Raw genomic sequence first — 22100 nt, 5'->3', positions numbered from 1 at the left:
CGGTATGCAGGGAAGCCCGTTCCGGCTGGGATGAGACGTCCGATAATGACGTTCTCTTTAAGCCCAACCAGATCGTCCTTCTTGCCGCGCACTGCAGCTTCAGTGAGGACACGCGTCGTCTTCTGGAAGCTAGCTGCGGACAGGAAGCTTTCCGTTGCCAAAGAGGCCTCGGTGATACCAAGAAGCACCCAGTCGGCGGTTGCGGTCTTGGGATCGCGCTCCATCTCTTCGCCGGTTTGCTGATCGGTATATTGGAACTTCTCGCCGTTCGCAAGCATTTCGATAATCTGCTCATTCTGATGCTCGAACACGAAGCGGTCCACAACCTGACCCGGTAGATACATCGTATCGCCCGGATCTTTTACTTTACGTTTTCTAAGCATTTGGCGAGCGATGATCTCAACATGCTTATCGTTGATGTCAACGCCTTGACCTTTATAAACGGTCTGGATTTCGCGAACAATGTAGTCTTGGATACCGCGCACTCCTCGCAGAGCGAGAACCTTATGCGGGTCCAACGGCCCTAACGTCAAGCGGTCCGAAGCGCGAACGTAATCACCTTCTTGAACCATTAAAGTACCTCGGTAAGGTACCAATATCAGTTCAATAACGTCTATGTGGTTGATGCCGGCGTTGCGCATTCGCACAAGAGCCTTCTCAGTTATTTCAGCCGCGCCATGAACGATAACATCCCCTGAATCAGGATCAACAACGTCATCCGCAACCGCTTTACCCGCAGAGGTTGAATCGGCGGTATCGATACTCGTTCGAATGGCGACCCAGCGTCCACGGTCGGCTTTTACGACCTTTGCCACCTGACCTTCAAACTCGGTAATGATGGCTTCGCCTTTTGGATGCCTTGCCTCGAAAAGTTCTTCTACGCGAAGGATACCGCCGATTTCGCTCTCAAGGAGCTTGACCAGCTTCTGCATCCAGCTACGCATAATCTTCTTCGAGCGGTCTTCTGATTCCTTCTCAGCAGTCTTTCCAGATGTGCTCGCCTTAGGAGCGGGCTTTTGGTTTGCCAGCTCTTCGGCAAATTCCGCACTGGTTGTCCCTTGCGTAATTTCGCGGACAATTCGTTGTTGCTCAGTGCGGAGGTCCAACATCTCCTCACCGGTAAACTGCAACAGACCACGATCCTGGTCGGACATAATCTCTCGCAGGGCAGCGCCTGTTTGTCGTTTAACGTCTTTAACGCCTACAAGGGTAGTTGCCGCTGCAACGCCTCCCGTATGGAAAGTACGCATCGTCAACTGAGTTCCAGGCTCACCGATACTCTGTGCGGCAACGATACCGACGGCCATGCCGATTTCGACCTTTCGACCGGTCGCCATGTCGCGGCCATAGCACAACGCACACACACCTTGCTGCAATTCGCAGGTCAACGTTGATCGTATGGCAACCGCAAGCGCATCATGCTCGTCAAAGACGAACCCGAATTCCTCGTACTTACGGCCGAATTCCTTAATGGCTTCACGCCCTTTGCCTTTTACCGCTTCGAACTCCTTGGCAAACACGTTGTCAACGAGAGTGACGCGCTTTGCTTGCTCGTCGCTGATAATATCATCAATGTTCAAGATGACTTCATTATTGCTTGGATCGCGCACTTCATTAAGCGATGTGCGTCCGCGAATACGATCACCAAGCTTCTCGATGAGTTCGCCATCTAGGTTAATGCGGCTGACGGTAATACCTTCAGTTGTATTGCAATCATCATTACGAATGATGACATCTTGAGCAACGTCCACCAAGCGACGGGTTAAGTAACCGGCGTCTGCAGTTCGCAGAGCGGTGTCGGCCAAACCCTTACGAGCGCCGTGCGTACTTACGAAGTACTCGAAAACGCTAAGGCCTTCGTGGAAGTTCGAACGTACCGGCAAGTCTTCGATGATGTTGCCAAATGGATCGGACATCAATCCACGCATACCGGCGAGCTGTGTGACCTGCTTCATTGATCCACGAGCGCCGGAGTCCGTAATGATGAATAACGGGTTCGTTTGGTCAATCGCTTCGATGATAGCTTTCGATACATTATCGTAAGCCTTCATCCATGCATCCAAAACGCGCTGTTTCCTCTCGGGCGCCGTCAAGTGACCACGGTTATACTGCTGGTCGATCTTCTTGCAGGCTTCCTCCGTATCACGAATGATCTGAATACGCTTTTCGGGCGAGTCCATATCGGTCATCGAGATACTGACTGCTCCCTTGGTTGCATAAAGGAAACCCATCTCCTTAAGGTCATCAAGCAACTGAATAGTGCGCTCGTGACCGGTCTGCTCGCGGCAGTCGGAAACCAATTCAGCAATGGTTTTCTTAGTCAGCGTCGTTGTAAGGTATTTCTTCGTGTACTTGAGCGCTGGCGGCAGGACATCGTTCATGATAAGCCGACCAACAGTCGTCTCGAAGATGCTTGGTTCTTCATCGCCATTCACTGTTAAACGAACATTAACAAGTTGGTTCAGAGTAACTTCGTGCTGCTCATAGAAGAATTGCGCTTCCTCAGGACTAGCGAACGTTTGCGGATAAACCCCCAGGTCCTTTCGAATCTGAGTGAGATAATAGCTGCCGAGAACGATGTCCTGAATAGGAGCTACGATCGGCTGACCATCCGCAGGAGAGAATAAGTTGTGAGTCGAAAGCATCAATATGCGGGCTTCTGCCTGCGCTGATGCCGATAGCGGAACATGCACCGCCATCTGGTCACCGTCAAAGTCAGCGTTATAGGCGTGGCAAACTAATGGGTGGATCTGAATAGCCTTCCCATCGACCAGCACCGGCTCGAAAGCCTGAATACCTAATCTGTGAAGAGTAGGCGCACGGTTTAGAAGCACAGGATGCTCTTTAATTACTTTTTCAAGTCCATCCCACACCAGCGGGTGCATACGGTCGATCATCCGCTTGGCAGTCTTGATGTTCTGCGTTGCGCCACGCTCGACTAAAGTTTTCATGACGAACGGTTTGAACAACTCGAGCGCCATTTCCTTCGGTAGACCGCATTGGTGCAGCTTCAAGTGAGGCCCGACGACGATAACCGAACGGCCGGAATAATCAACGCGCTTTCCAAGCAAGTTCTTGCGGAAGCGGCCTTCCTTACCCTTAAGCATATCAGAGAGTGATTTCAACGGGCGATTGTTACTGCCCACTACTGGGCGTGTGCGCCGGCCGTTATCGATAAGCGCATCAACCGCTTCTTGAAGCAATCTCTTCTCGTGGTTGATGATGCTTTCAGGCGCCTTAATTTCAATAATCTTCTTCAATCGGTTGTTGCGATTGATGATACGTCGATAAAGATCGTTCAAGTCACTGGTGGCGAATCGACCGCCATCGAGTTGGACCATCGGTCGAAGCTCAGGCGAAATGACAGGAACCACTTCCAAAATCATCCACTCAGGTCGGCTCTTGCTATCGATGAGCGCTTTGGCGATCTCCAAACGCTTGATAGCACGCGCTCGGCGTGGCCCCTGTGTAGTCAAAATTTCCGCTGTAAGCTCTTTTGCGAGCTTTTCAAGATCGATTTCCTTCAACAGCTCTCGGACTGCAATTGCGCCGATACCTGCTTGAAGTAAGTGAGTGAAATCCTTACCAAGGCGTCGGCTGGCAACATCCAGCAGTCGGTCGATTGCCCGATACTTATCTTCATCAATGAGCTGTCGTTTCTCGATCTTACTGATCAATTCCAGAGCAGCATCAAATTCATTCGAACGGTCATCAGCTTCTTTTTCCTGCTGCTTAAGACGTTCTTGAAGGTTCTTTTGGCGATCCTTAATTTGATCTTCAGTCCAGATTTCGCGGTTTTCTTCGATCTCAGCCCCGAACCTTTGACGTAAATTCTCAAGCTCAATTTCCGTGTTGGCCTTAATCTCTATCTTTTCAAGCTCAATTGCCTCGCGCATTTCATCAACTGACCCTTGAATTGATGCACGATCAACTTCTGTGACAATGAAGGAAGCAAAATAAATAACTTTTTCCAACAAGCGTGGGGAGATGTCAAGGATAAGGCCGAGGGGGCTTGGGACGCCTTTTAAATACCAAATATGAGAAACCGGCGCTGCGAGCTCAATATGTCCCATACGCTCACGACGCACTTTTTGCCGTGTCACTTCAACACCGCACCGTTCGCAGACGATACCTTTATACTTAACTTTTTTATAACGCCCGCAATGGCATTCCCAGTCCTTGACAGGTCCAAAAATGCGCTCGCAGAAGAGGCCGTCCCGTTCCGGCTTGAAGGTGCGATAGTTAATGGTTTCCGGCTTTTTTACCTCACCATGCGACCAAGCGCGAATATCCTCGGGCGAGGCAATACCGATACGTACTTTATCAAATAGGCTTACATCAGCCATGCGGCTATAGCTCCTTTTATGGTAACGGAGCGGAGGTGGGTTCAACCTCCGCTCTTTTTCTATAGGTTGGCTAGGCGAAGAAACCGGCGGACCGCGATAATCGCCAGTCATCACCCGTCGCCAGCTCTTCGAGTTGTTTTAGATCGATTTCCTTGTCTTGGGCGTCCTCTACCGAAACTTTTAGGCAGAGGCTTCTCATTTCATTAACGAGGATTTTGAACGATTCCGGAATTCCGGGTTCGTGCATCGTCTCGCCCTTAACAATAGATTCATAGGTTTTTACACGGCCCATGACGTCGTCCGATTTAATAGTCAGGATCTCTTGAAGCATGTAGGCTGCGCCGTAAGCTTCAAGCGCCCAAACTTCCATTTCACCGAACCGCTGTCCGCCGAACTGCGCTTTACCACCGAGTGGCTGCTGGGTAACCAGCGAGTAAGGCCCAATCGAACGGGCGTGTATCTTCTCATCTGCAAGGTGCTCTAGCTTCAAAATGTAGATCATCCCCACAGTGACAGGGTTTTCAAACGCGTCACCGGATCGTCCGTCACGAACCGTACATTTGCCAGTGTGTTCGTCAACACCGCAGCGAACCCATACGTTCTGTCGGATGCGCTCAACGATGCCGTCGAGAACTTCCGCAGGAGCGTTGTTAGGTTCCTCTTCCACTTCCGGAGTTTCCTCATCGAAGACTTCTTCCTTTTCCTCAGCCTGCTCAAGTAAGAGCGGGTTGACGATAGGACCGGCAACGGATTTGCTGATTTGCTCTAACTTATCTTCCGATACTTTCTGCAACTCTTCGCGAACTGCGGCCAGCATCTTAATAACGGTCGAGCCGCGTGTGAACTTCACGTTCAAATCAAGCTCCGAGCTAAGATAATTGGTCAGCACATCGCGTCGCAGTTTCTCGGCCATTCGGTCGAGTTCGGTAAGAATTTCCGCTTCGGTCGAACCTTCGAATGCCGGGTTGACGAACTTGCAATCCAGTACGTCGCCGGCCCAACCAAGGTGGGTCTCCAGAATCTGCCCGATGTTCATACGAGAAGGAACTCCGAGCGGGTTGAGCACGATATCAACCGGCGTGCCGTCAGGCAGGAATGGCATGTCTTCTTCAGGCATAATCTTCGAGATAACGCCCTTATTGCCGTGCCGCCCAGCCATCTTATCGCCTTCCATCAATCTTCGCTTTTGGGCAGTGAACACACGTACCAGGTGGTTGACACCCGCCGGAAGCTCATCACCAGGCAACTGCTTGAGTTCACCCTCACAACGGTCGCAGATCATTCTCTCCGGTCGCTTGCTCAGATTGTGGATATGTTTACAATCATTGTTCTGGCACAGGTACTTGAAGCGCGCGAACACCTTGACATCGATAACCTGACCCTTTTCGCCGTGCGGTAATCGTAGCGAGACGTCTCTCGTCTCCTCTGCCTTCTTACCGAAGATGGCGATAATGAGTCTTTCTTCAGCAGTCATCTCGACATGCCCCTTCGGAGCAACCTTACCAACTAGAATGTCTTCAGGTCGCACCTCAGCGCCGATGCGGATGATGCCGTTTTCGTCGAGGTCCTTCAATGCTTCTTCGCCCACGTTCGGAATATCACGAGTGATTTCCTCAGGGCCAAGCTTGGTGTCAACTGCCTCTGTCTCATGGCGCTCAATGTGGATGGATGTGTAAACATCATCTTTTACGAGCCGCTCGGAAACTAGTATGGCGTCTTCATAGTTGTAACCGCCCCATGGCATGAACGCGACCATTACGTTGCGTCCAAGCGCCAATTCGCCTTTATCGCATGATGCGCCGTCGGCAATTGGCTGTGCCTTTACAACACGTTGCCCCGGCACTACAATCGGGTTCTGCGTAAAGCAGGTCGACTTATTTGACTGCTGCATGTGCATCAGTTTGTAGTAATCGAAACCATCAATCTCTGTGCCGTCCGGCTCATCAGGACGAATCTTGATTTCACCCGAAGTCACATATTCGACCAAACCGGGCTTGCGCGCAATAATGGCAGCTCCCGAGTCGACCGCAGCGTATCGCTCATAGCCGGTCTTCACGATAGGAGACTCGGTAACGAGCAACGGCACTGCCTGTCGCTGCATGTTCGCGCCCATCAACGCGCGGTTTGCGTCGTCGTTCTCGAGGAACGGAATACACGCAGTAGCAATCGATATGATCTGCACCGGCGAAACGTCCATATATTCGACTTCAAGCCGAGGCACCAACGGGTAAGCGCTTAGGTAACGTACCTGGACCGTCTCGGGGATGATATTCCCCTCATCGTCCAATTTCACGTCGGCAGGAGCGATCTTCATCTGATCATCTTCGCTAGCGGATAGATAGATGATTTCTTTCGTTACCTTGCCAGCCTTTACTACTTGTACAGGTGTCTCGATGAAGCCGTAATCGTCGATCTTTGCATAGACCGTTAACTGGCCAATAAGACCGATGTTCGGACCTTCAGGCGTTTCGATAGGACAGATGCGTCCGTAATGGCTACGGTGAACGTCACGAACTTCCAGCTTGGCGCTCGTTCGGCTAAGACCGCCAGGGCCTAAAGCCGATAAACGTCGCTTATTAACCAACTCCGATAGCGGGTTGGTCTGGTCCATAAACGTCGATAACTGGCTGCTGCTGAAGAAGCTCTTGATGCTGGCCGAAATCGGCTTGATCGAGAGTATGACGCTTGGCAGAATGTGTTCAGGGTCTTGCGATGTCATTCGTTCGCGAGCGACTTTCTCCATACGCAAGAAACCAAGTCGTAGCTGACTTTGGAGCAGTTCGCCGACCGACCGAATGCGCTTGTTTCTCAAGTGGTCGATGTCGTCCGAACCCTCATTTCCTTCACGGACTTCGCCCATGTAAAACAGGGTTTGAACTAGATCTTCAACTGTCAGGTGACGCACATCGAGAGGTACGTCGAGATCCAGCTTCTTATTCAGTTGATAGCGCCCGACCTTCGCCAAATCATAACGGCGGCTGTCGAAGAATAACGAGAACAACTGCTGACGTGCAGATTCCTCATTAGCCGGTTCACCCGGACGCAATCGCCGATAGATATCGAGTAATGCCTCATGCGCATCGTGCGATGGGTCCTGATCGAGTGTAGCTTCGATATAGCGGTTCACGTTGAGGACTTCGAGACGCTCGAGACCGAGCTTTTCGATCTTCTCAACAGTAGCCCGTTCAATTCTACCGAGCTTCTTGACGATGACCTTACTCGTTTTGGGGTCGATAATATCTTCAAGCGCACGCTTGCCGTTTAATTGCTCTTTAGTTGGGTTCTCAAGTATCTCGCGGCGGCCGAAGGTGAACAAGAGGTCTTCATTCGTTGAGCAAACATATGAGACCAGTACTTTTTGGGTTCGCATGGTCTCAGGAAGACTTGCAATAAGGCCATCGGTCACAACCGAACCTTTTTCGGCGAGCACTTCACCGGTCTCCGCATCGACAATCGGTTCTTCCAATCGGCAATGAATCGCTCTATCCAAAGTGAGATGGACAGGCGCCTTCGCTTCGGGTATCGAGGTCATTGCCTTAAGAAGAAGCGTAAACGGCAGCTTTTTCGTTTGATGAATTTGAGTGCGGACAACGGAGTTCGGGTCGCTCTCAATCTCCAACCATGGACCTTCAGATGGGATGACTTTTGACATCACCAAAATCTGCATTGAGAAATCGACGTCGTCCGAGAAGTATAGTCCTGGCGACCTAGTGAGCTGGCTGACGATAACACGTTCACGACCATTGATAATAAAAGTGGCCATGTCGGTCATGAGCGGAAGGTCCCCGAGGTATACCTCGGATTCGATGACTTCGCGCTCTTTTCCGCCCAACCGCACACGCGCACGAATAGGGACCTCGAACGTCATATCGCGGTCCCTGCATTCACTAACGCTGTACTTAGGTTCGCCCAGTACGAAATCTAAAAGTTCAATGTAGTGGTTCCCTGTAAAATCCCAAATAGGCGAAAAACTTTGGAATAGTTCTGGTAAGCCCTCTTCGAGGAACCATTTGTAGGAGTCAAGTTGAATCTCGGTGAGACTAGGCACTTCCTGCACGTGGTTAATGTACTTGGAAGAGTGTTTAATCTCCTTCATGAATGTCCTCCCGGCCAAGTGGCGCAAAAGAAGATTATGGCAGAGACAATAAACCTTTGTCAACCGATAAAGGGGTGCAAGTCGATTAACTTTGAAGACATTTATGAAGTTTTTTCAGAAGACAAAATTATCATACCACAGGTTGAACCCATTGTCAAGATTCAAGTACAAATCGAATTTGTGCTGCCCTTAGCTTTTAAAATACCGCATGCAAAAGCTCATAGCGGAGGGCAACTTTGTCCCCCGCTATGCAGATTCAGTTTGTTATTCAATTGTAGATATCTAATATTTATCTTCCATGTTTAGTTGAAAGAGAGATACAAATATTTCAACTTTCTAAAAGCTGTTGGATATGCGAGGTAAGCCCAGAGATCGATGGTCTTAGCGCTTGGATATCCATTCTCGAATTCTTCGGACAGCTTCTTTGAGGTTATCAAGAGAATTGGCATAACTGAACCGAATATATCCGTGTGAAAGTTCCCCAAAGTCATCCCCAGCCGTGATCGCTACCCCCGCTTCCTCTAAGATTGCTCGGGACAACCGGAGCGCATCGCTATCCAAAAACTTCGCGTTAGCCAAGACATAATAAGCGCCATCTGGCGCTACCGGCAGGCCAAATCCAAGTTCGCGTAATGCGCTGACAATATAGTCTCGACGCTCATGATAAATACCGCGCATTCGTTCGAGTTCGGGACCAGCTTCTCGTATAGCTGCAACGCCGCCTTTTTGCGCAAAATGACAGGCAGAGATAAATAAATTCTGCTGCCATATCTGAGCGGATCGCACATATTCTGTCGGCGCAACCAACCAACCCAACCTCCAACCGGTCATCGCATAGCGTTTCGAAAAACCATCAACCACGAACGCCTGGTCGGTGAATTCCAAAATCGAATGCGCGCGCTTGCCGTATGTCAAGCCGTGATAAATCTCATCGGAGATAACGGTTAGCCCTGAATTAGCCAGAGCGGCCAGTGTCTCTGGTTCGACCATCTGACCTGTTGGATTGGCAGGTGAGTTGATGATAATTGCTTTGGCCTTATCGGCATAGGGAAGCACTTGCTCAGGGTGAATGCGGAAACCATCGCTCTCATCAAGGGGAACGTACAATGGCTGAGCTTCCGTAAGATGTAAAAACGCCGGATAGCAAGCATAGGCCGGATCGGTCAGTAGAACCTTCTCACCAGCCTCAATTGTTGAAGCCACCGCCAAAGTTAATGCCGCTGAGGAACCCATTGTGATAAGAATTCTTGCAGGTGAAACTTCGACACCGTAGTTCTTGAAGTAATATTCCGAAATGGCCTCCCGTAATTCGAGAAGGCCAAGGCTGTGGGTATAAGTGGTGGCACCTTCGCCCAAAGCCTTCTGCGCCGCCTCAACCACGCATGCGGGCGTCGGAAAATCCGGTTCACCAATTTCCAGGCGAATAATCGATCGCCCTTCGGCCATTAATTGCTGTGCTCTCGCTAGCACATCCATGACCATAAACGGCTTGACTTTGCTCGTTCGTTTGCCCATTCGATTTGTTGTACTCATTGTGTTTCTGCTCCTTGTCTGCAGTTCTGGTCAAATAATTGCGCCTTTAACCCCTGGTAGGCATGTTGCATTAGCGGTTCGAGGTTCACACAGTCTTCCTTATTGTACTTCAAGAGTATTTCCAAAGCTTCTTTGTTGCCCCTTTGATATTGATACCAAAGCCGCACGGCATCCCATCCATTAAGCCCATGTGTTTCGGAAGACCGTTCGATCCCCACAATATCTTCAACAATCTTTAGTCCGCCCTTTAAACCAAGCCTGCGCAATGTCGGACAGAGGTCAATATGGATTTTATTTCTAAGCCCTGCCTTTGGAAAGAGTGATTCCAAGATTGGGATATCAAAAGCATTTCCATTAAATGTCACCAACGCATCGCATTGTTCGACAATCCCAGGGAAGAGGTGTAGATTCATTCCTTTTACAAAGGAGTACATTTGTCCGTCGGTATAAAGCCCAACCACAGTTACAGAACCGGCATGGGTATCGCCGTTCGTTTCAATATCAAGATAGCCGATTTTATCGATGACATCGGGGAAAACTCGCCATCGATGTTGAGAGGGCAACATCCGGGCAAAGTAAGGGAAATCTTTCTTTTCTAATGCTTCTGCCGACTCTTCAAGGACGTTTATAAGTAGTTCCCTCTTGCCGACAGGTAGGTTCCATCGTTCAGGGTTTCGCAGAAAGGTTTCCCAATCGCTCGCCCCCTGTCTCCACAGCCTTCTTTCAGTCTCCGGCCCAACTCCCGGTGAGTGTAAAAATGTAGCTCGTAACATACTTATCTTCACTTCGATTCTTATATGGCAGGTTTAAAAAATAAGTTAGGTTGTCTGGCGGCTGAAACCGCCAGACAATAGTTATGGATGAGATCTATATTAAGGTTTCTTTGTTGCTTCGACTTTTGCGTAATGTGACTTCCAAGGTTCAGTTGTGATGTCGATCTGGATTTTATTGCGTAACGACTCCAAGCTCTTCCTATAGTCGGCCTGATCAGACTTCCTCACTACGATTGTTTGCCGAATAAGCTCTTTAATATCTTCGTTGAGAGGCATAAGCTTGCCGGGCTTTTTGGTTTCGACCTTGGCAATAATAAAAGCGGTTATTACTTGATTGTTCGGCCCTTTCTTTGAAACTTGGATCCAAGGCGTCGTTTTTCCGACCGGAGTTGCTTGCACCGCTTTTGATACCTCAGGGCCGAAAAACATTCCTACTCTGTAGACATCCGTTTCGGGCAACCGACCAGGTCCCCCTCGATTGGCTGGTATTTTGGCAAGTCCTGGGTCAGCGTATTTTTTACACACAGCAGTAAAGGATGCTCCGGCTTTAAGTTCCGCTTCAGCCTGTGCTTTAGCTTGAGGATTGAGAATAAGAATTACCCTTAAACCAACTATGGCGGGAATGTTGATGGGGTTCGGACGCGGGTCACTTAAAACCGTCTTGTACTCTTCAGCAATCTCTTTCGGGCTAACAGTTACCCTTTGCGAAAGCACATTTAACATCGCAAGAGAAACGCGAATGCTGTTTCTAATATCCGCCATCGTTCGGCCGCTTTTTGTATAGGATTTAATAAAGGCGGGATCGAGACGTTTTTGAATTGTGAGTTGTCTCTCGACCTGCTGATCGGTGGGGTAAGCATTCTTAAGCCGAGCATAGGACAAAGCAACTTGCTGTGACACTAAATCGGTTAGAACCTTTGTGCCTGCATCCAGTTTGCTGATAGGTTTCCCCTTATTTAACATTTTACCGGTGGCTTGGTAAAGCTTTGTTAACCGGTTGAACTCGGCCATCGTGGTGGGTGTTCCATTAATTGTTGCGATTAACGGAACTGTTGATTTTGGTTTAACGGCCAGTTTTGGGGCTAAAGTAGCTGGAGGTGTTGTCACAACCGGTTGGGAGACCTCGGTTTGCTGCGCTCTACAGATGCCCAACGAAATGACAAATAAAGCGATTAATGCGTATCGTAAAACTCGTATCTGATGCATCGAACACTCCTTTTCGAGAGCTTTGCAGCTTTAAAGCTAAGTCAATCGTTCTCGAATTCTAAAGCTTATATTGCTGAAAATGCGGAGGGTCGCAAGACCGACCTACCGCATTATAAGATGACCTGAAAGACCATCCCCTACTTATACGTAAATTATCTTCTAACCCTCACCCTCTGTAACAACTTGAGTGAAATCGGCGAAAGAAAGGAAGAGATGGTTGATGCCTGCCATTAGGGTTAAGCGGTTTTTGCGTTTGGCGGGATCCTCAGCCATAACCATTACCGCATCGAATACTTGATTGATAGGTTCAGCGAGTGTCGCTAATGTTTCGAAAATGTTGTCATATTGACCGATACGCTCATAGCCAGTGATTTCAGGGGATATTGCAGTGACGGCTTGGAAGAGGGTGTTTTCCTCCGGAGCTTCAAACAGGTTCTCATCCACATCACTGAGTTTCTCGCTAAAATCGATCTTGTTCTTTCGGGCCGCATTGATGATATTGGCAGGCCTCACTGCGGCTGTGACAACCGTTTGCCAATATTCCGTGGTCGAAAACTCTTGAAGCAGCAGCGCGCGGGCGACTAAACGGCTTACCGAATCGGTCCAACCGGCGTTCATCGCTGCGCGAGCCAGGTCATAGCGCACACTCTCTTGTTCTAAGAGTGAACTCAATCTGATTTGGAAGAGGGCATTGAGGTTTTCTGTAACCTTTTCTTCCGGCTCTAGAGTGATTTCCTGCTTTTGGAAGGCTTCGTATGCCCATGAACGCAATTCCGAGATAGTGGGAAAATCATCTTCTTCCGCCAAAATCTCTACAATTCCCTGAGCGGCTCGTCGAAGGGCAAATGGATCGCTCGAACCGGTTGGCATATAGCCAAGTCCGATATAACCGACTAAAGTATCGATGCGATCTGAAAGCGAGATCGCTCGGGCCAAGAGGTTGTCGGGTATGTGATCGCCTGCCCCTTTCGGCAGGTAATGCTGTTCAATTGCTTCCGCAACATACTCAGAAACCCCTTCTCTACGAGCATATTCGCCTCCAATCACTCCTTGAAGGGATGGCAGTTCGACAACCATGCCGCTTACAAGATCAGCTTTAGAAATATGAGTTGCCTGAAGAGCCATTGCCCTTGTTTCAGAATCCCAGCCAACAGCCTCGCCCAGCTTGGCAACGATATGTTCGAGCCGTTGAATCTTGGCCTTAATCGTGCCCAATTTTTCTTGGAAAACCAATCGGTCGAGTCGGCCGGCGAAGTAATCGAGGTTATGCTTTAAATCCTCATCAAAGAAAAACTTGGCGTCATTGAAACGAGCTGTCAGTACTCGCTCGTTACCCTCGCGAACGGTATCAAGGTTTTCCTTATTTCCGTTTCGAATAGAGACAAAGTAGGGGGTTAACTTGCCGTTTTTGTCGCGGATGGGGAAGAACTTTTCATGCTTCTTCATGGCGGTAATTAGCACTGCTTCGGGTAATTCGAGCAAAGACTCGTCGAACTTACCCAACAGAGGCGTCGGGTACTCCACCAAAAAGACATTTTCATCGAGCAAGTCGGCATCAATCACAGGAATTCCAACTGATTCGGCGATTTCTTCAACCCCTTCACGAATCACGGTTTCACGCTCAGACGGGTTCACCATAACCCAAGCTTCCCTGATACCCTGGAAATAATCATCCGCATCAGTAACTGTAAATTCTTCAGGAGCAAGGAATCGGTGACCACGAGATTTATTGCTGCTTTTGATACCGTCTATATCGAAGGGAATGACATCTGAACCTAATAATGCAAGAATCCAGCGAATGGGGCGAACAAACTTTATACGCGCCTCTCCCCAGCGCATGAACTTGGGGAATGCAAGATTTTTAATTAATTCGGGGATTAAGTCGGCTAATACTTCGATTGTCACTCTGCCTTCATCGATCTTATAAGCGACTACATATTCACCCTGAGGAGTATCGATTCGCATAAGTTGGTCGATAGTAATGCTCTGGCCACGCAAGAAGCCCTCTAAAGCCTTGGTGGGTTTGCCTTCAGCATCATAAGCAGTCTTCACAGCAGGCCCGCGAACAGCTCGTTTGAGATCCTGCTGTTGTTCCGCTACCCCAAGCACCCTTATAACTATGCGCCGTGGTGTGCCGAACATTCGAACATCTTCAAATTCGATTCGAGCATCTTCAAGCTTTGTTTTGAATACATGTTCCACCTGTTCAAGGGTGTCACTCATATAAACGGCCGGTATCTCTTCCGTACCAATTTCCAGCAATAGATCAGGCATGTTAGCTTCCCTTCATCCACAATTCTCGCTAGAAAAGGATACCCTACCCAAGAGGCGAAAGGCATATCCGAATATGTCCCCCTTTCCAATGGGTGTATAGGGGAATATTTATCTTCCGATGTTGGGGCAGGGCTTGCCCTGTTCTCCGGAGGGCGCAGCAAGCTACGCCCCTACAAAAGAATAAGCGGATTGGGGGGTGGTTAAAAAAACTTGCAGGAATTCAGGCTGTCTTGTGTAAAAATAGGGAGTATGCTCGACAAGAACGAATCTATGCGTGCCGAGCAGGAGGATCATTATGCCCGTACCTGAATTCCATCGTTTTTTGCGTCCCGTCCTAGAAGTACTCGCGGATGGACGAGACTGGGTATGGAAAGACGTTGAAGTCTCTATTGCAGGTTTATTCCACCTGACTCAAGAAGAGCGAGACGATCCGACACCCTCGGGCAAGAAAACACGTTTGAGCGATCGCGTTCAGTGGGCTTGCACATATCTTCGCCAAGCCAAACTGCTGGAGAATCAAAGCCGAGGGATTTACAGAATTACCAAACGGGGTCTCGATTACCTCAAAGTCGCACCAAACCCAATCAAGCCAAGCGATCTGACGTGTTTTCCAGAATTCGCTGATTTCCAGAGGCGAACCAGAAGCAAGGCTACTGGCGTTTCTGTAGGCCTCTTGGACGACCAGGACAGCATCAGCGCGGAGAAGCAAACGCCAGCGGAGACCATGGATGCCGCCTATCAAGAGCACCGAGAGGCTCTTGCCGAGGAGATACTACAAGTGGTTAAGAGCGTAACGCCTGCGTTTTTTGAGCAGGCGATTGTCCAACTGATGCTCAAGCTCGGCTACGGCGGGCCTGACATGGAAGCTGGCAAGACTCTTGGCCGATCAGGAGATGGGGGGATTGACGGCGTCATTAACCAAGATAAGCTGGGATTGGACAAGATCTATTTACAAGCCAAACGGTGGGACAACGGCTCCGTTGGTAGTAAGGAAATACAAGCCTTCGTCGGTGCGCTTAGCGGGCAAGGCGCAACCAAAGGAGTCTTCATCACGACGTCATCGTTTAGCAAGAGCGCTCTCGAATATGCTCGTAGCAACAAGAGCTTTACCCTCTCCCTGATCGATGGCCTCGAGTTGTCCAGACTGATGATCGAGTATGACTTAGGCGTTGCCCTTGTAAAGCGCTACGATGTGAAACGCGTTGATTCGGATTTCTTCGAAGGCTAGAGACGTCTTCTGTATCCCAAAAGCCCTCTTTGACATCCCCGAATCCTACCAAGTCCAACGCACAAAAGGCGTCGGCAAAGCACAATCCGGCCAGTTGTCGCTTGAAAAAGAAAAGGGCGCGGTTTTTGGCCGCGCCTTGGGGTTATTATTTACCGTGGCACTTTTTATACTTTAGACCGCTGCCGCAGGGGCAGGGGTCGTTGCGGCCTACTTTACCTGCTGAAGGGTCAGCGGGGGTATTAGATCGCGGTGTACGGGGGGTTCCATTGCCGCCACTTGCAGGTCCTTGATCATTGTCATCCATTGTGACCATGCGCCTTGTCTGTGGTTGAACGCGAGCGTGATACACCCACATAATGACTTCGTTGCGAATGTTCGCCATCGTATCCTTGAATATCTCAAATGCCTCTTTCTTATAGGCAACGAGTGGATCAATTTGAGCATAACCGCGAAGCCCGATCCCTTCACGCAAATAATCCATTTGCGCTAGGTGCTCCATCCATTTACTATTAGTAGCACGCAAGATAACATATCGTTCTAACTCATGCAGTTCATCCGAGCCAAACTCTTCCAGGCGCTGCTCGTAGGCTGTTTTGCCGAACTCCCAGAGCATTTCGACAAGATCGCCGCTCTTCTTGCCCTTAAGATCCTCTGGCTGGGCAAAATTGGGAAGAGGAAAGTATTCGCATAAGTTCTTGTAAAGGCCTTCAATATCCCATTCGGATTGTGGGACACTATCCGTCACATAGATACTCACACGTTCTTCGAGGATCTCATGCAAGTAGGCAAAAACAACCTCATCCAGGTTCGCCTCGCCTAAAAGCACCTGTCGACGCTGTTTATAGATAAGATCGCGCTGAACGTTCAAGACGTCGTCATATTCCAAAACATACTTTCTGGATTGGAAGTTCTGGAACTCGATTCTTTGCTGCGCTTTTTCGATCATCTTCGAAAGGACGTTAGTTGCCAGCGGCTCTTCCTCAGGCCAAGCCCTTAGAAGGGGGTTATTAGTGGTCTTTTCGCCGAACAAGCGCATCAGTTCGTCTTCCATAGAGACAAAAAACTGAGATTCGCCGGGATCACCCTGGCGACCGCTACGGCCGCGGAGCTGGTTGTCAATACGGCGGCTCTCATGGCGTTCTGTGCCAAGAATATAGACACCAGTCAATTTGCGCACTTCGTCAGCCAGGACTGAACGCTGCTGCTGGTCGAGTGGTAATGGAGGCGCAGCGCGCTGCTTTCCTCCTCTTCGGAACGACACAAATGTTTCGCCAAACGGGATTTCATCATCCATGTTGCCGGCGACCGGAGCATCCGGAGTGAACTCAGGTATTTCTTCTTCTTCATGGGCAGCAGTCGTTTTTTCGAGTTCATCTAATTCTTCACGCTGCTGTCTCAAGTCTTCGGGAAGAATAGTACCGCCTAGAAGAATGTCTACACCACGGCCTGCCATGTTGGTAGCAATCGTGACGCGGCCTTTTACACCGGCTTCAGCGATAATCAAAGCTTCCTTCTCATGGTATTTCGCGTTCAAGATGTTGTGCGGGATACCATGCTTAAGCGCTTCTTCGAGATATTCATCAGCGCCTGGTTCGAGCTTAAATTGATTTCGCAACCACTCTATATTTTCCTGATCGGTCATCTTAACGTTGACGTCCACTTCACGGCCAATTTGCTGAACTTGGCTTGGTGAAATTTGGTCGATACGCTTCATCAGCATTGTGCGCCAAGCTTGTTTCTTATCTTTAGGCTGCTTCTTATCCGATTCGAAGAATAATTGCAGCTTGCGAGCCGCGCAGGCCAATTGGAGGCGATCGAAAGTCAGACGGCTGGAAACTCGCTCCGACATCTGGATTGAACGGGTGCCAACCAAAACCGGCTGCTGCTTTGCATAAAGCCGAAGTAGCTCAAAGGTGATCCCTCTGAATTTTGCTTCTTCAGTCTTATATATTTGATCGGGGAAGTCCGTTCGGATCATCGGCTTATTGGTTGGAACAAGCACAACATCCAGACCGTAAATCTTTCGGAATTCGTCCTCTTCCGTTTTAGCCGTACCGGTCATGCCGGCGAGTTTTTTGTAGAGGCGGAACAAGTTCTGGAAAGTGACAACCGCGATGGTTTGGTTCTCCTGCCTGATGGGGACGCCTTCTTTGGCTTCAATTGCCTGGTGAAGTCCATCAGAAAAACGTCGACCAAACATCAATCGCCCGGTGAACTCATCGACGATAAGAATTTCTCCGTCTTTCGCGACGTATTCTTTGTCTTTGTGATAAAGCCCATATGCTTTCAGTGAAGCATTAACGAAGTGCATCTCCTCAGGATCTTCAGTTAGGTTGGGGATTCCCAGTAATTGCTCAACACGATCAATGCCCTCTTCTGTAAGAGTGACGGAATGCGCCTTTTCATCGAGTTTGTAATCGCGCTCTGCCATGAGCCGTTTTACAACCTGGTCTGAACGCTTATAGCGTGAAACATCCTCTTGTACCGCGCCTGAGATGATGTGCGGGGTTCTAGCCTCGTCGATTAGAATGCTATCTACCTCGTCGATAATGGCGTATTTGAGTGTTCGCTGAGACAGTTCCTCAGCATCAAAAGCCATATTATCGCGCAGGTAATCAAAGCCGAATTCGTGGTTAGTGCCATAGGTTATGTCGCATAAATAGGCTTCGCGTCTTTCAGCCTTACGGCAGTGCATATATCGCGGGTCATCCGACTCGAAGCCGGGATGATAAATATAGGAGCCACCGCTCTCGTCCGATTCAGCGCTTTGGCCTTGAATGATTCCAACCGATAGGCCAAGCATGTGATAAATCGGCCCCATCCAGATTGCGTCACGTCGAGCAAGATAGTCGTTAACCGTAACGAGGTGTGAGCCTTTGCCTTCAAGCGAATTTAAATAGAGCGCCAAGGTCGCAACAAGCGTTTTACCTTCACCCGTTCTCATTTCGGCAATGCGCCCTTGATGAAGCACAATCCCGCCTAATAGCTGAACGTCGAAGTGACGCATATTGAGAGTACGCCTGCCCGCTTCACGACAAAGAGCGAACGCCTCAGGAAGGATATCATCGAGAGTTTCGCCATTCTCAAGGCGCTTTTTGAACTCATCGGTCTTCCGTCCGAAGTCCTCTAGCGAAAGCTTCTTCATGTCCTCTTCCATCTCATTAATGCGCTGGATGGTGGGCATGAGAGCCTTAACTTCACGTTCACTTGTATCGAAAAACCGTCTAAAGAAATTCATTGCCATAGAAGATGCACCTCGCTGAGACGAATTATCGCCCCAGCTATGATAATTTTACCCTATTCGCCAAGTGGCTGGATGCCTGAAGCCCAATGAGGATGATTCATGGGACATGCAAATCCCCTTATTTCCCAAGGAGACAGAAGTGGTTTCGGAAATTCTAATCTTAATCCAAAGAGGGAGAGGGGACCGTTCTTGAATGAGAAAAGTCCGCATATCTGTTATATGCGGACTTGATATTTGACTATTAAATTAGTTGTATTTCGATATTTGGCTGCGTTTGAAGTTCGGATTTGGCTTCTCGAATGGGTTTGACGGCGATTAGTTCGGCGACCATTTCGATTGCGACGTTGCGGAACATCATGATTTCGTTAAAAATCTGCTGCGGGTTTTGTCCCTCATATCGTTGGCGTGAAACAAGAAGATAAAGTTTATTGATTATCCAGTCGCCGCGGTAGCCATAATCGGCTTTCCAATAGAATGGCTGAGAGAAGTAACCCCATGAATTGACGAAGTATTGACGGACATGCGTGGGGTCTTCGTAGGCTTCGTCACTGCCGCCATAGGGAACTCTAAAAGTAGCTAATGCGTCGGGTTTTGCAATGCGATGGAGTTCCTGCATTAAGCTTAACGGATCGTGAAGATGTTCCAAGAGGTGACTTCCCAGGAATTCATCGAAGCTGTTATCCTCGAAGGGCAGTGGTGTTGTGCGGCATTGATCGAGGTCGGCCACAATATCGACTCCAAAGCCCGGCAATAAGTCGATATTAGTCCAATCAGCTTTTATGTCTTTTCCACAACCAAGATGCAGCTTTTTAACAGCCGTTTCAACTTGAGCAATCATATTTTCCTCCCCTATAGGGGTAAAGAACTGCGCCCCCGTATATTTATCGGTCTTTTGTGGCAAAAGCTGAAGGGGAAAGTGAGGATTTGTGACAAGAGAAAAGCTAAAGGCTTACCCAACCTGTCTCCTCCCCCTTTTTCGGCGAAGTCATAAATATGGGGGAAGGCCTATCGCTAAAATTAAACCTAAGGCAAAGAGGAGATTGACACGGGCACAGCTAACGGACAAAATACTTGTCCAAAAATAAACTTATCTTCCAGGTTATCTATTAACGACAAATATAGCCGTACGAGCAAATAAGTTAGGCCATATGGTTGCGAGGGGGGAACCCACGAAACGAGTGGCCTCAACCTTTAGCCCTTCAACGCGGCAAAGACCGTAGAAATCTTTCACAGTGCATAAATGGATATTTGGCGTATCGAACCAGTCATAGGGCAGATCCTCACTTATCGGCATCACGCCCTTTATGAATAACTGGCTTCGCACTCGCCAAAACGCGAAATTCGGTAAGCTCACGATCGCATATTTTCCCACCCGCAGCATCTCGCGCAGTACCAGTTGCGGATGATGCAGGACTTGCAGGGTCTGGTTCATAATTACGTAATCGAACGTGTTGTCCTCATACATCCCCAACCCGCCGTCGATATCACCGTGATAAACGCTGAGGCCTTTCCCAACGCATTCTAAAATCGCCTGAGCATCAATCTCGACCCCCTGGCCGGTTATCTTTCGATCGTTAATCAATCGAATAAGCAGCGTGCCGTCGCCGCAACCGAGATCGAGAACGCGCGAACCTTCCGGTATGAGCCGTAGGATCTCATCATGATCCACTCGAAGGGTGTTGAGGGTTTCAGGAAGCGTCTTCATTAAATCGCTCCTGTTCTGCGGTTAAAAAGTTGCAAATTGCAGCTGTTTGGGTTTCGCTGCCCAATAAGAAAGCATCATGCCCAACGGGTGTTTCGACTTCAACATAAGTGGTATCGCGCCCGGCTGACTTGGCGGCCTTAACAAGCTCTTTCACCTGCCGAGGCGGATAAAGCCAGTCGGATGAGAAGGCGATAAATAAAAACCGTGATTTCGCCGCTGAGAATGCTTGATTAATCGAGCCAAAATCAGCCGATAGGTCGAAGTAGTCCACCGCGCGAGTGAGGTAAAGGTATGAATTCGCATCAAAACGCTGGACGAACTTATCGCCTTGATAGCGAAGGTAGCTCTCGACCTCAAATTCGGTGTCGAAGTGGTAATCAAATTTCTCTTTATCCTGCAGCTTTCGGGCAAACTTCGAGTGCAGCGCCTCATCGCTTATATAGGTGATGTGGCCAATCATTCGGGCGACTGAAAGCCCAGCGGAAGGGATGCTTCTGCCGTAATAATTGCCCCCCATCCAATTAGGGTCGGTGATAATCGCACGTCGGCCGACTTCATTGAATGCAATCTGCTGAGAGGTTTCACGCCCACTAGCGGCAATACACACGACAGTTTGAACCTGATCTGGGTAACTGACCGCCCATTGGAGCGCTTGCATCCCACCCATACTGCCGCCGGTGACGCAAAGCAGCTTCTTAATGCCCAAATGATCAACTAAATGTTTCTGAGCGTTAATCATATCGCCGATAGTTGCAAAGGGAAAATCAAGCGCATAGGGCTGAGCGGTTGCGGGATTAATACTCGGTGGGCCGACACTTCCCATGCATCCGCCGATCACATTGCTGCAAATCACGAAATAGCGGTCGGTATCGTAAGCCTTACCCGGCCCCACGCAGTTGTGCCACCAACCCGGAACATTTGCCCCTTTATGCCAACCTGTCACGTGCGCATCGCCGGTTAAGGCATGACAGATAAGAATTGCGTTCGTGCCCTTTTCATTAAGTGTCCCATAGGTTTCGTAAGCGAGAGTAACCGGCTCTAGGCGTTTGCCAACTTCGAGGTCTAGGCAGGGGAACTCGAAGTATTGAGTTTCTACCAAACCAACTCCGTCATATTGTGGCGGCACAACAGCGGCATGGCTTTCTGGAGAAGCCTTGCTTTCCTTTGGATTTAATGCTGCCATGCTATTAACTGGCACTGAGCGCTTGGTCGAGGTCTTCCAATATGTCATTAATATCTTCGAGTCCAACCGAAAGACGGATAAAATCCGGAGTAACGCCTGCCGCAGCCTGCTCATCAACACTAAGCTGCTGATGTGTTGTGCTGGATGGATGAATCACGAGCGATTTAGCATCCCCCACGTTGGCAAGGAGCGAGAAAAGCTGTAATTTATCGATAAACTTAAGCGCTCCCTCATAGCCGGACTTGATGCCAAAACCGACAATCGCTCCGTAAAGTCCGCGTTTGTGGTATTTCTTTGCTGCCTCATGGTTCGGATCACTTTCAAGACCGGGATAAACAACCCAACTGACTTTCGGATGATTCTTAAGGAAATTAGCGACTTTCATCCCGTTGGCACTGTGCCGCTCCATCCGTAGCGCGAGTGTTTCCAAACCTTGTATGAATAAAAATGAATTGAACGGGCTGATTGCAGGTCCTAAATCGCGCATCATCTGCACGCGGGCCTTTATGATA

12 protein-coding genes are annotated in these 22100 nt (G+C 49.2%); 1 reads left to right on the top strand and 11 read right to left on the bottom strand.

The annotated features are described in order from the left end of the window. The 6 genes from rpoC to glyS form a co-directional block, all read right to left on the bottom strand. Nucleotides 1–4346, bottom strand: a 4346-nt coding sequence (gene rpoC, locus WCO51_00950; GenBank protein MEI6511828.1) for a DNA-directed RNA polymerase subunit beta', incomplete at its 3' end; no start/stop codon positions are given. A 70-nt stretch (nucleotides 4347–4416) separates the two neighbouring features. Then, nucleotides 4417–8442 (bottom strand): DNA-directed RNA polymerase subunit beta, encoded by a 4026-nt coding sequence (gene rpoB, locus WCO51_00945; GenBank protein MEI6511827.1) that lies wholly within the window; start codon nucleotides 8440–8442, stop codon nucleotides 4417–4419. Between the two features lie 381 nt (nucleotides 8443–8823). Then, nucleotides 8824–9975 carry a pyridoxal phosphate-dependent aminotransferase gene (locus WCO51_00940; protein ID MEI6511826.1) on the bottom strand — a complete coding sequence of 384 codons (1152 nt, stop codon included), beginning with the start codon at nucleotides 9973–9975 and terminating at the stop codon, nucleotides 8824–8826. Continuing rightward, on the bottom strand, nucleotides 9972–10748 hold the full coding sequence (locus WCO51_00935; GenBank protein MEI6511825.1) for a ribonuclease H-like domain-containing protein: 777 nt from the start codon (nucleotides 10746–10748) through the stop codon (nucleotides 9972–9974). The genes WCO51_00940 and WCO51_00935 overlap by 4 nt, the downstream gene beginning before the upstream one ends. 99 nt (nucleotides 10749–10847) lie before the next feature. Continuing rightward, the gene (locus tag WCO51_00930) at nucleotides 10848–11954 is read right to left on the bottom strand and encodes a hypothetical protein (protein MEI6511824.1); all 1107 of its coding nucleotides are present in this window, start codon (nucleotides 11952–11954) and stop codon (nucleotides 10848–10850) included. A 159-nt stretch (nucleotides 11955–12113) separates the two neighbouring features. Beyond that, nucleotides 12114–14228, bottom strand: coding sequence for a glycine--tRNA ligase subunit beta (gene glyS / locus WCO51_00925; GenBank protein ID MEI6511823.1), 2115 nt, complete (start codon nucleotides 14226–14228; stop codon nucleotides 12114–12116). A 295-nt stretch (nucleotides 14229–14523) separates the two neighbouring features. Between glyS and WCO51_00920 the strand changes: the two genes are divergently transcribed. After that, nucleotides 14524–15456: a restriction endonuclease gene (locus WCO51_00920; protein MEI6511822.1), complete on the top strand. Its 933-nt coding sequence runs from the start codon at nucleotides 14524–14526 to the stop codon at nucleotides 15454–15456. Nucleotides 15457–15601: 145 nt separating this feature from the next. Here the strand turns inward: WCO51_00920 and WCO51_00915 are convergent, their stop codons facing one another. The 5 genes from WCO51_00915 to WCO51_00895 form a co-directional block, all read right to left on the bottom strand. Beyond that, nucleotides 15602–18700 carry an SEC-C metal-binding domain-containing protein gene (locus WCO51_00915; GenBank protein MEI6511821.1) on the bottom strand — a complete coding sequence of 1033 codons (3099 nt, stop codon included), beginning with the start codon at nucleotides 18698–18700 and terminating at the stop codon, nucleotides 15602–15604. 241 nt (nucleotides 18701–18941) lie between these two features. After that, nucleotides 18942–19538 carry a methyltransferase domain-containing protein gene (locus WCO51_00910; protein ID MEI6511820.1) on the bottom strand — a complete coding sequence of 199 codons (597 nt, stop codon included), beginning with the start codon at nucleotides 19536–19538 and terminating at the stop codon, nucleotides 18942–18944. 261 nt (nucleotides 19539–19799) lie between these two features. Next, complete coding sequence (gene metW / locus WCO51_00905) at nucleotides 19800–20405, bottom strand: methionine biosynthesis protein MetW (protein ID MEI6511819.1); 606 nt, start codon at nucleotides 20403–20405, stop codon at nucleotides 19800–19802. After that, nucleotides 20389–21636, bottom strand: a complete 1248-nt coding sequence (locus WCO51_00900; GenBank protein MEI6511818.1) for a homoserine O-acetyltransferase — start codon at nucleotides 21634–21636, stop codon at nucleotides 20389–20391. The genes metW and WCO51_00900 overlap by 17 nt, the downstream gene beginning before the upstream one ends. Next, nucleotides 21593–22100 (bottom strand): PLP-dependent transferase (locus WCO51_00895; GenBank protein MEI6511817.1); only part of this gene is annotated, 508 nt, incomplete at its 5' end. The genes WCO51_00900 and WCO51_00895, both read right to left, overlap by 44 nt.

The organism is bacterium (assembly GCA_037131655.1).
Taxonomy (GTDB): Bacteria; Armatimonadota; Fimbriimonadia; order Fimbriimonadales; family JBAXQP01; genus JBAXQP01.
The sequence above is the reverse complement of the archived record's forward strand: the minus strand, read 5'-3'. Positions and strand labels throughout refer to the sequence as shown.

What these genes read in the sequence shown, in the direction of transcription:
- rpoB (MEI6511827.1), bottom strand. Translation starts at nt 8,442, where the DNA reads ATGAAGGAGATTAAACACTCTTCCAAGTACATTAACCACGTGCAGGAA.
- WCO51_00940 (MEI6511826.1), bottom strand. Translation starts at nt 9,975, where the DNA reads ATGAGTACAACAAATCGAATGGGCAAACGAACGAGCAAAGTCAAGCCG.
- WCO51_00935 (MEI6511825.1), bottom strand. Translation starts at nt 10,748, where the DNA reads ATGTTACGAGCTACATTTTTACACTCACCGGGAGTTGGGCCGGAGACT.
- WCO51_00930 (MEI6511824.1), bottom strand. Translation starts at nt 11,954, where the DNA reads ATGCATCAGATACGAGTTTTACGATACGCATTAATCGCTTTATTTGTC.
- glyS (MEI6511823.1), bottom strand. Translation starts at nt 14,228, where the DNA reads ATGCCTGATCTATTGCTGGAAATTGGTACGGAAGAGATACCGGCCGTT.
- WCO51_00920 (MEI6511822.1), top strand. Translation starts at nt 14,524, where the DNA reads ATGCCCGTACCTGAATTCCATCGTTTTTTGCGTCCCGTCCTAGAAGTA.
- WCO51_00915 (MEI6511821.1), bottom strand. Translation starts at nt 18,700, where the DNA reads ATGGCAATGAATTTCTTTAGACGGTTTTTCGATACAAGTGAACGTGAA.
- WCO51_00910 (MEI6511820.1), bottom strand. Translation starts at nt 19,538, where the DNA reads ATGATTGCTCAAGTTGAAACGGCTGTTAAAAAGCTGCATCTTGGTTGT.
- metW (MEI6511819.1), bottom strand. Translation starts at nt 20,405, where the DNA reads ATGAAGACGCTTCCTGAAACCCTCAACACCCTTCGAGTGGATCATGAT.
- WCO51_00900 (MEI6511818.1), bottom strand. Translation starts at nt 21,636, where the DNA reads ATGACATATTGGAAGACCTCGACCAAGCGCTCAGTGCCAGTTAATAGC.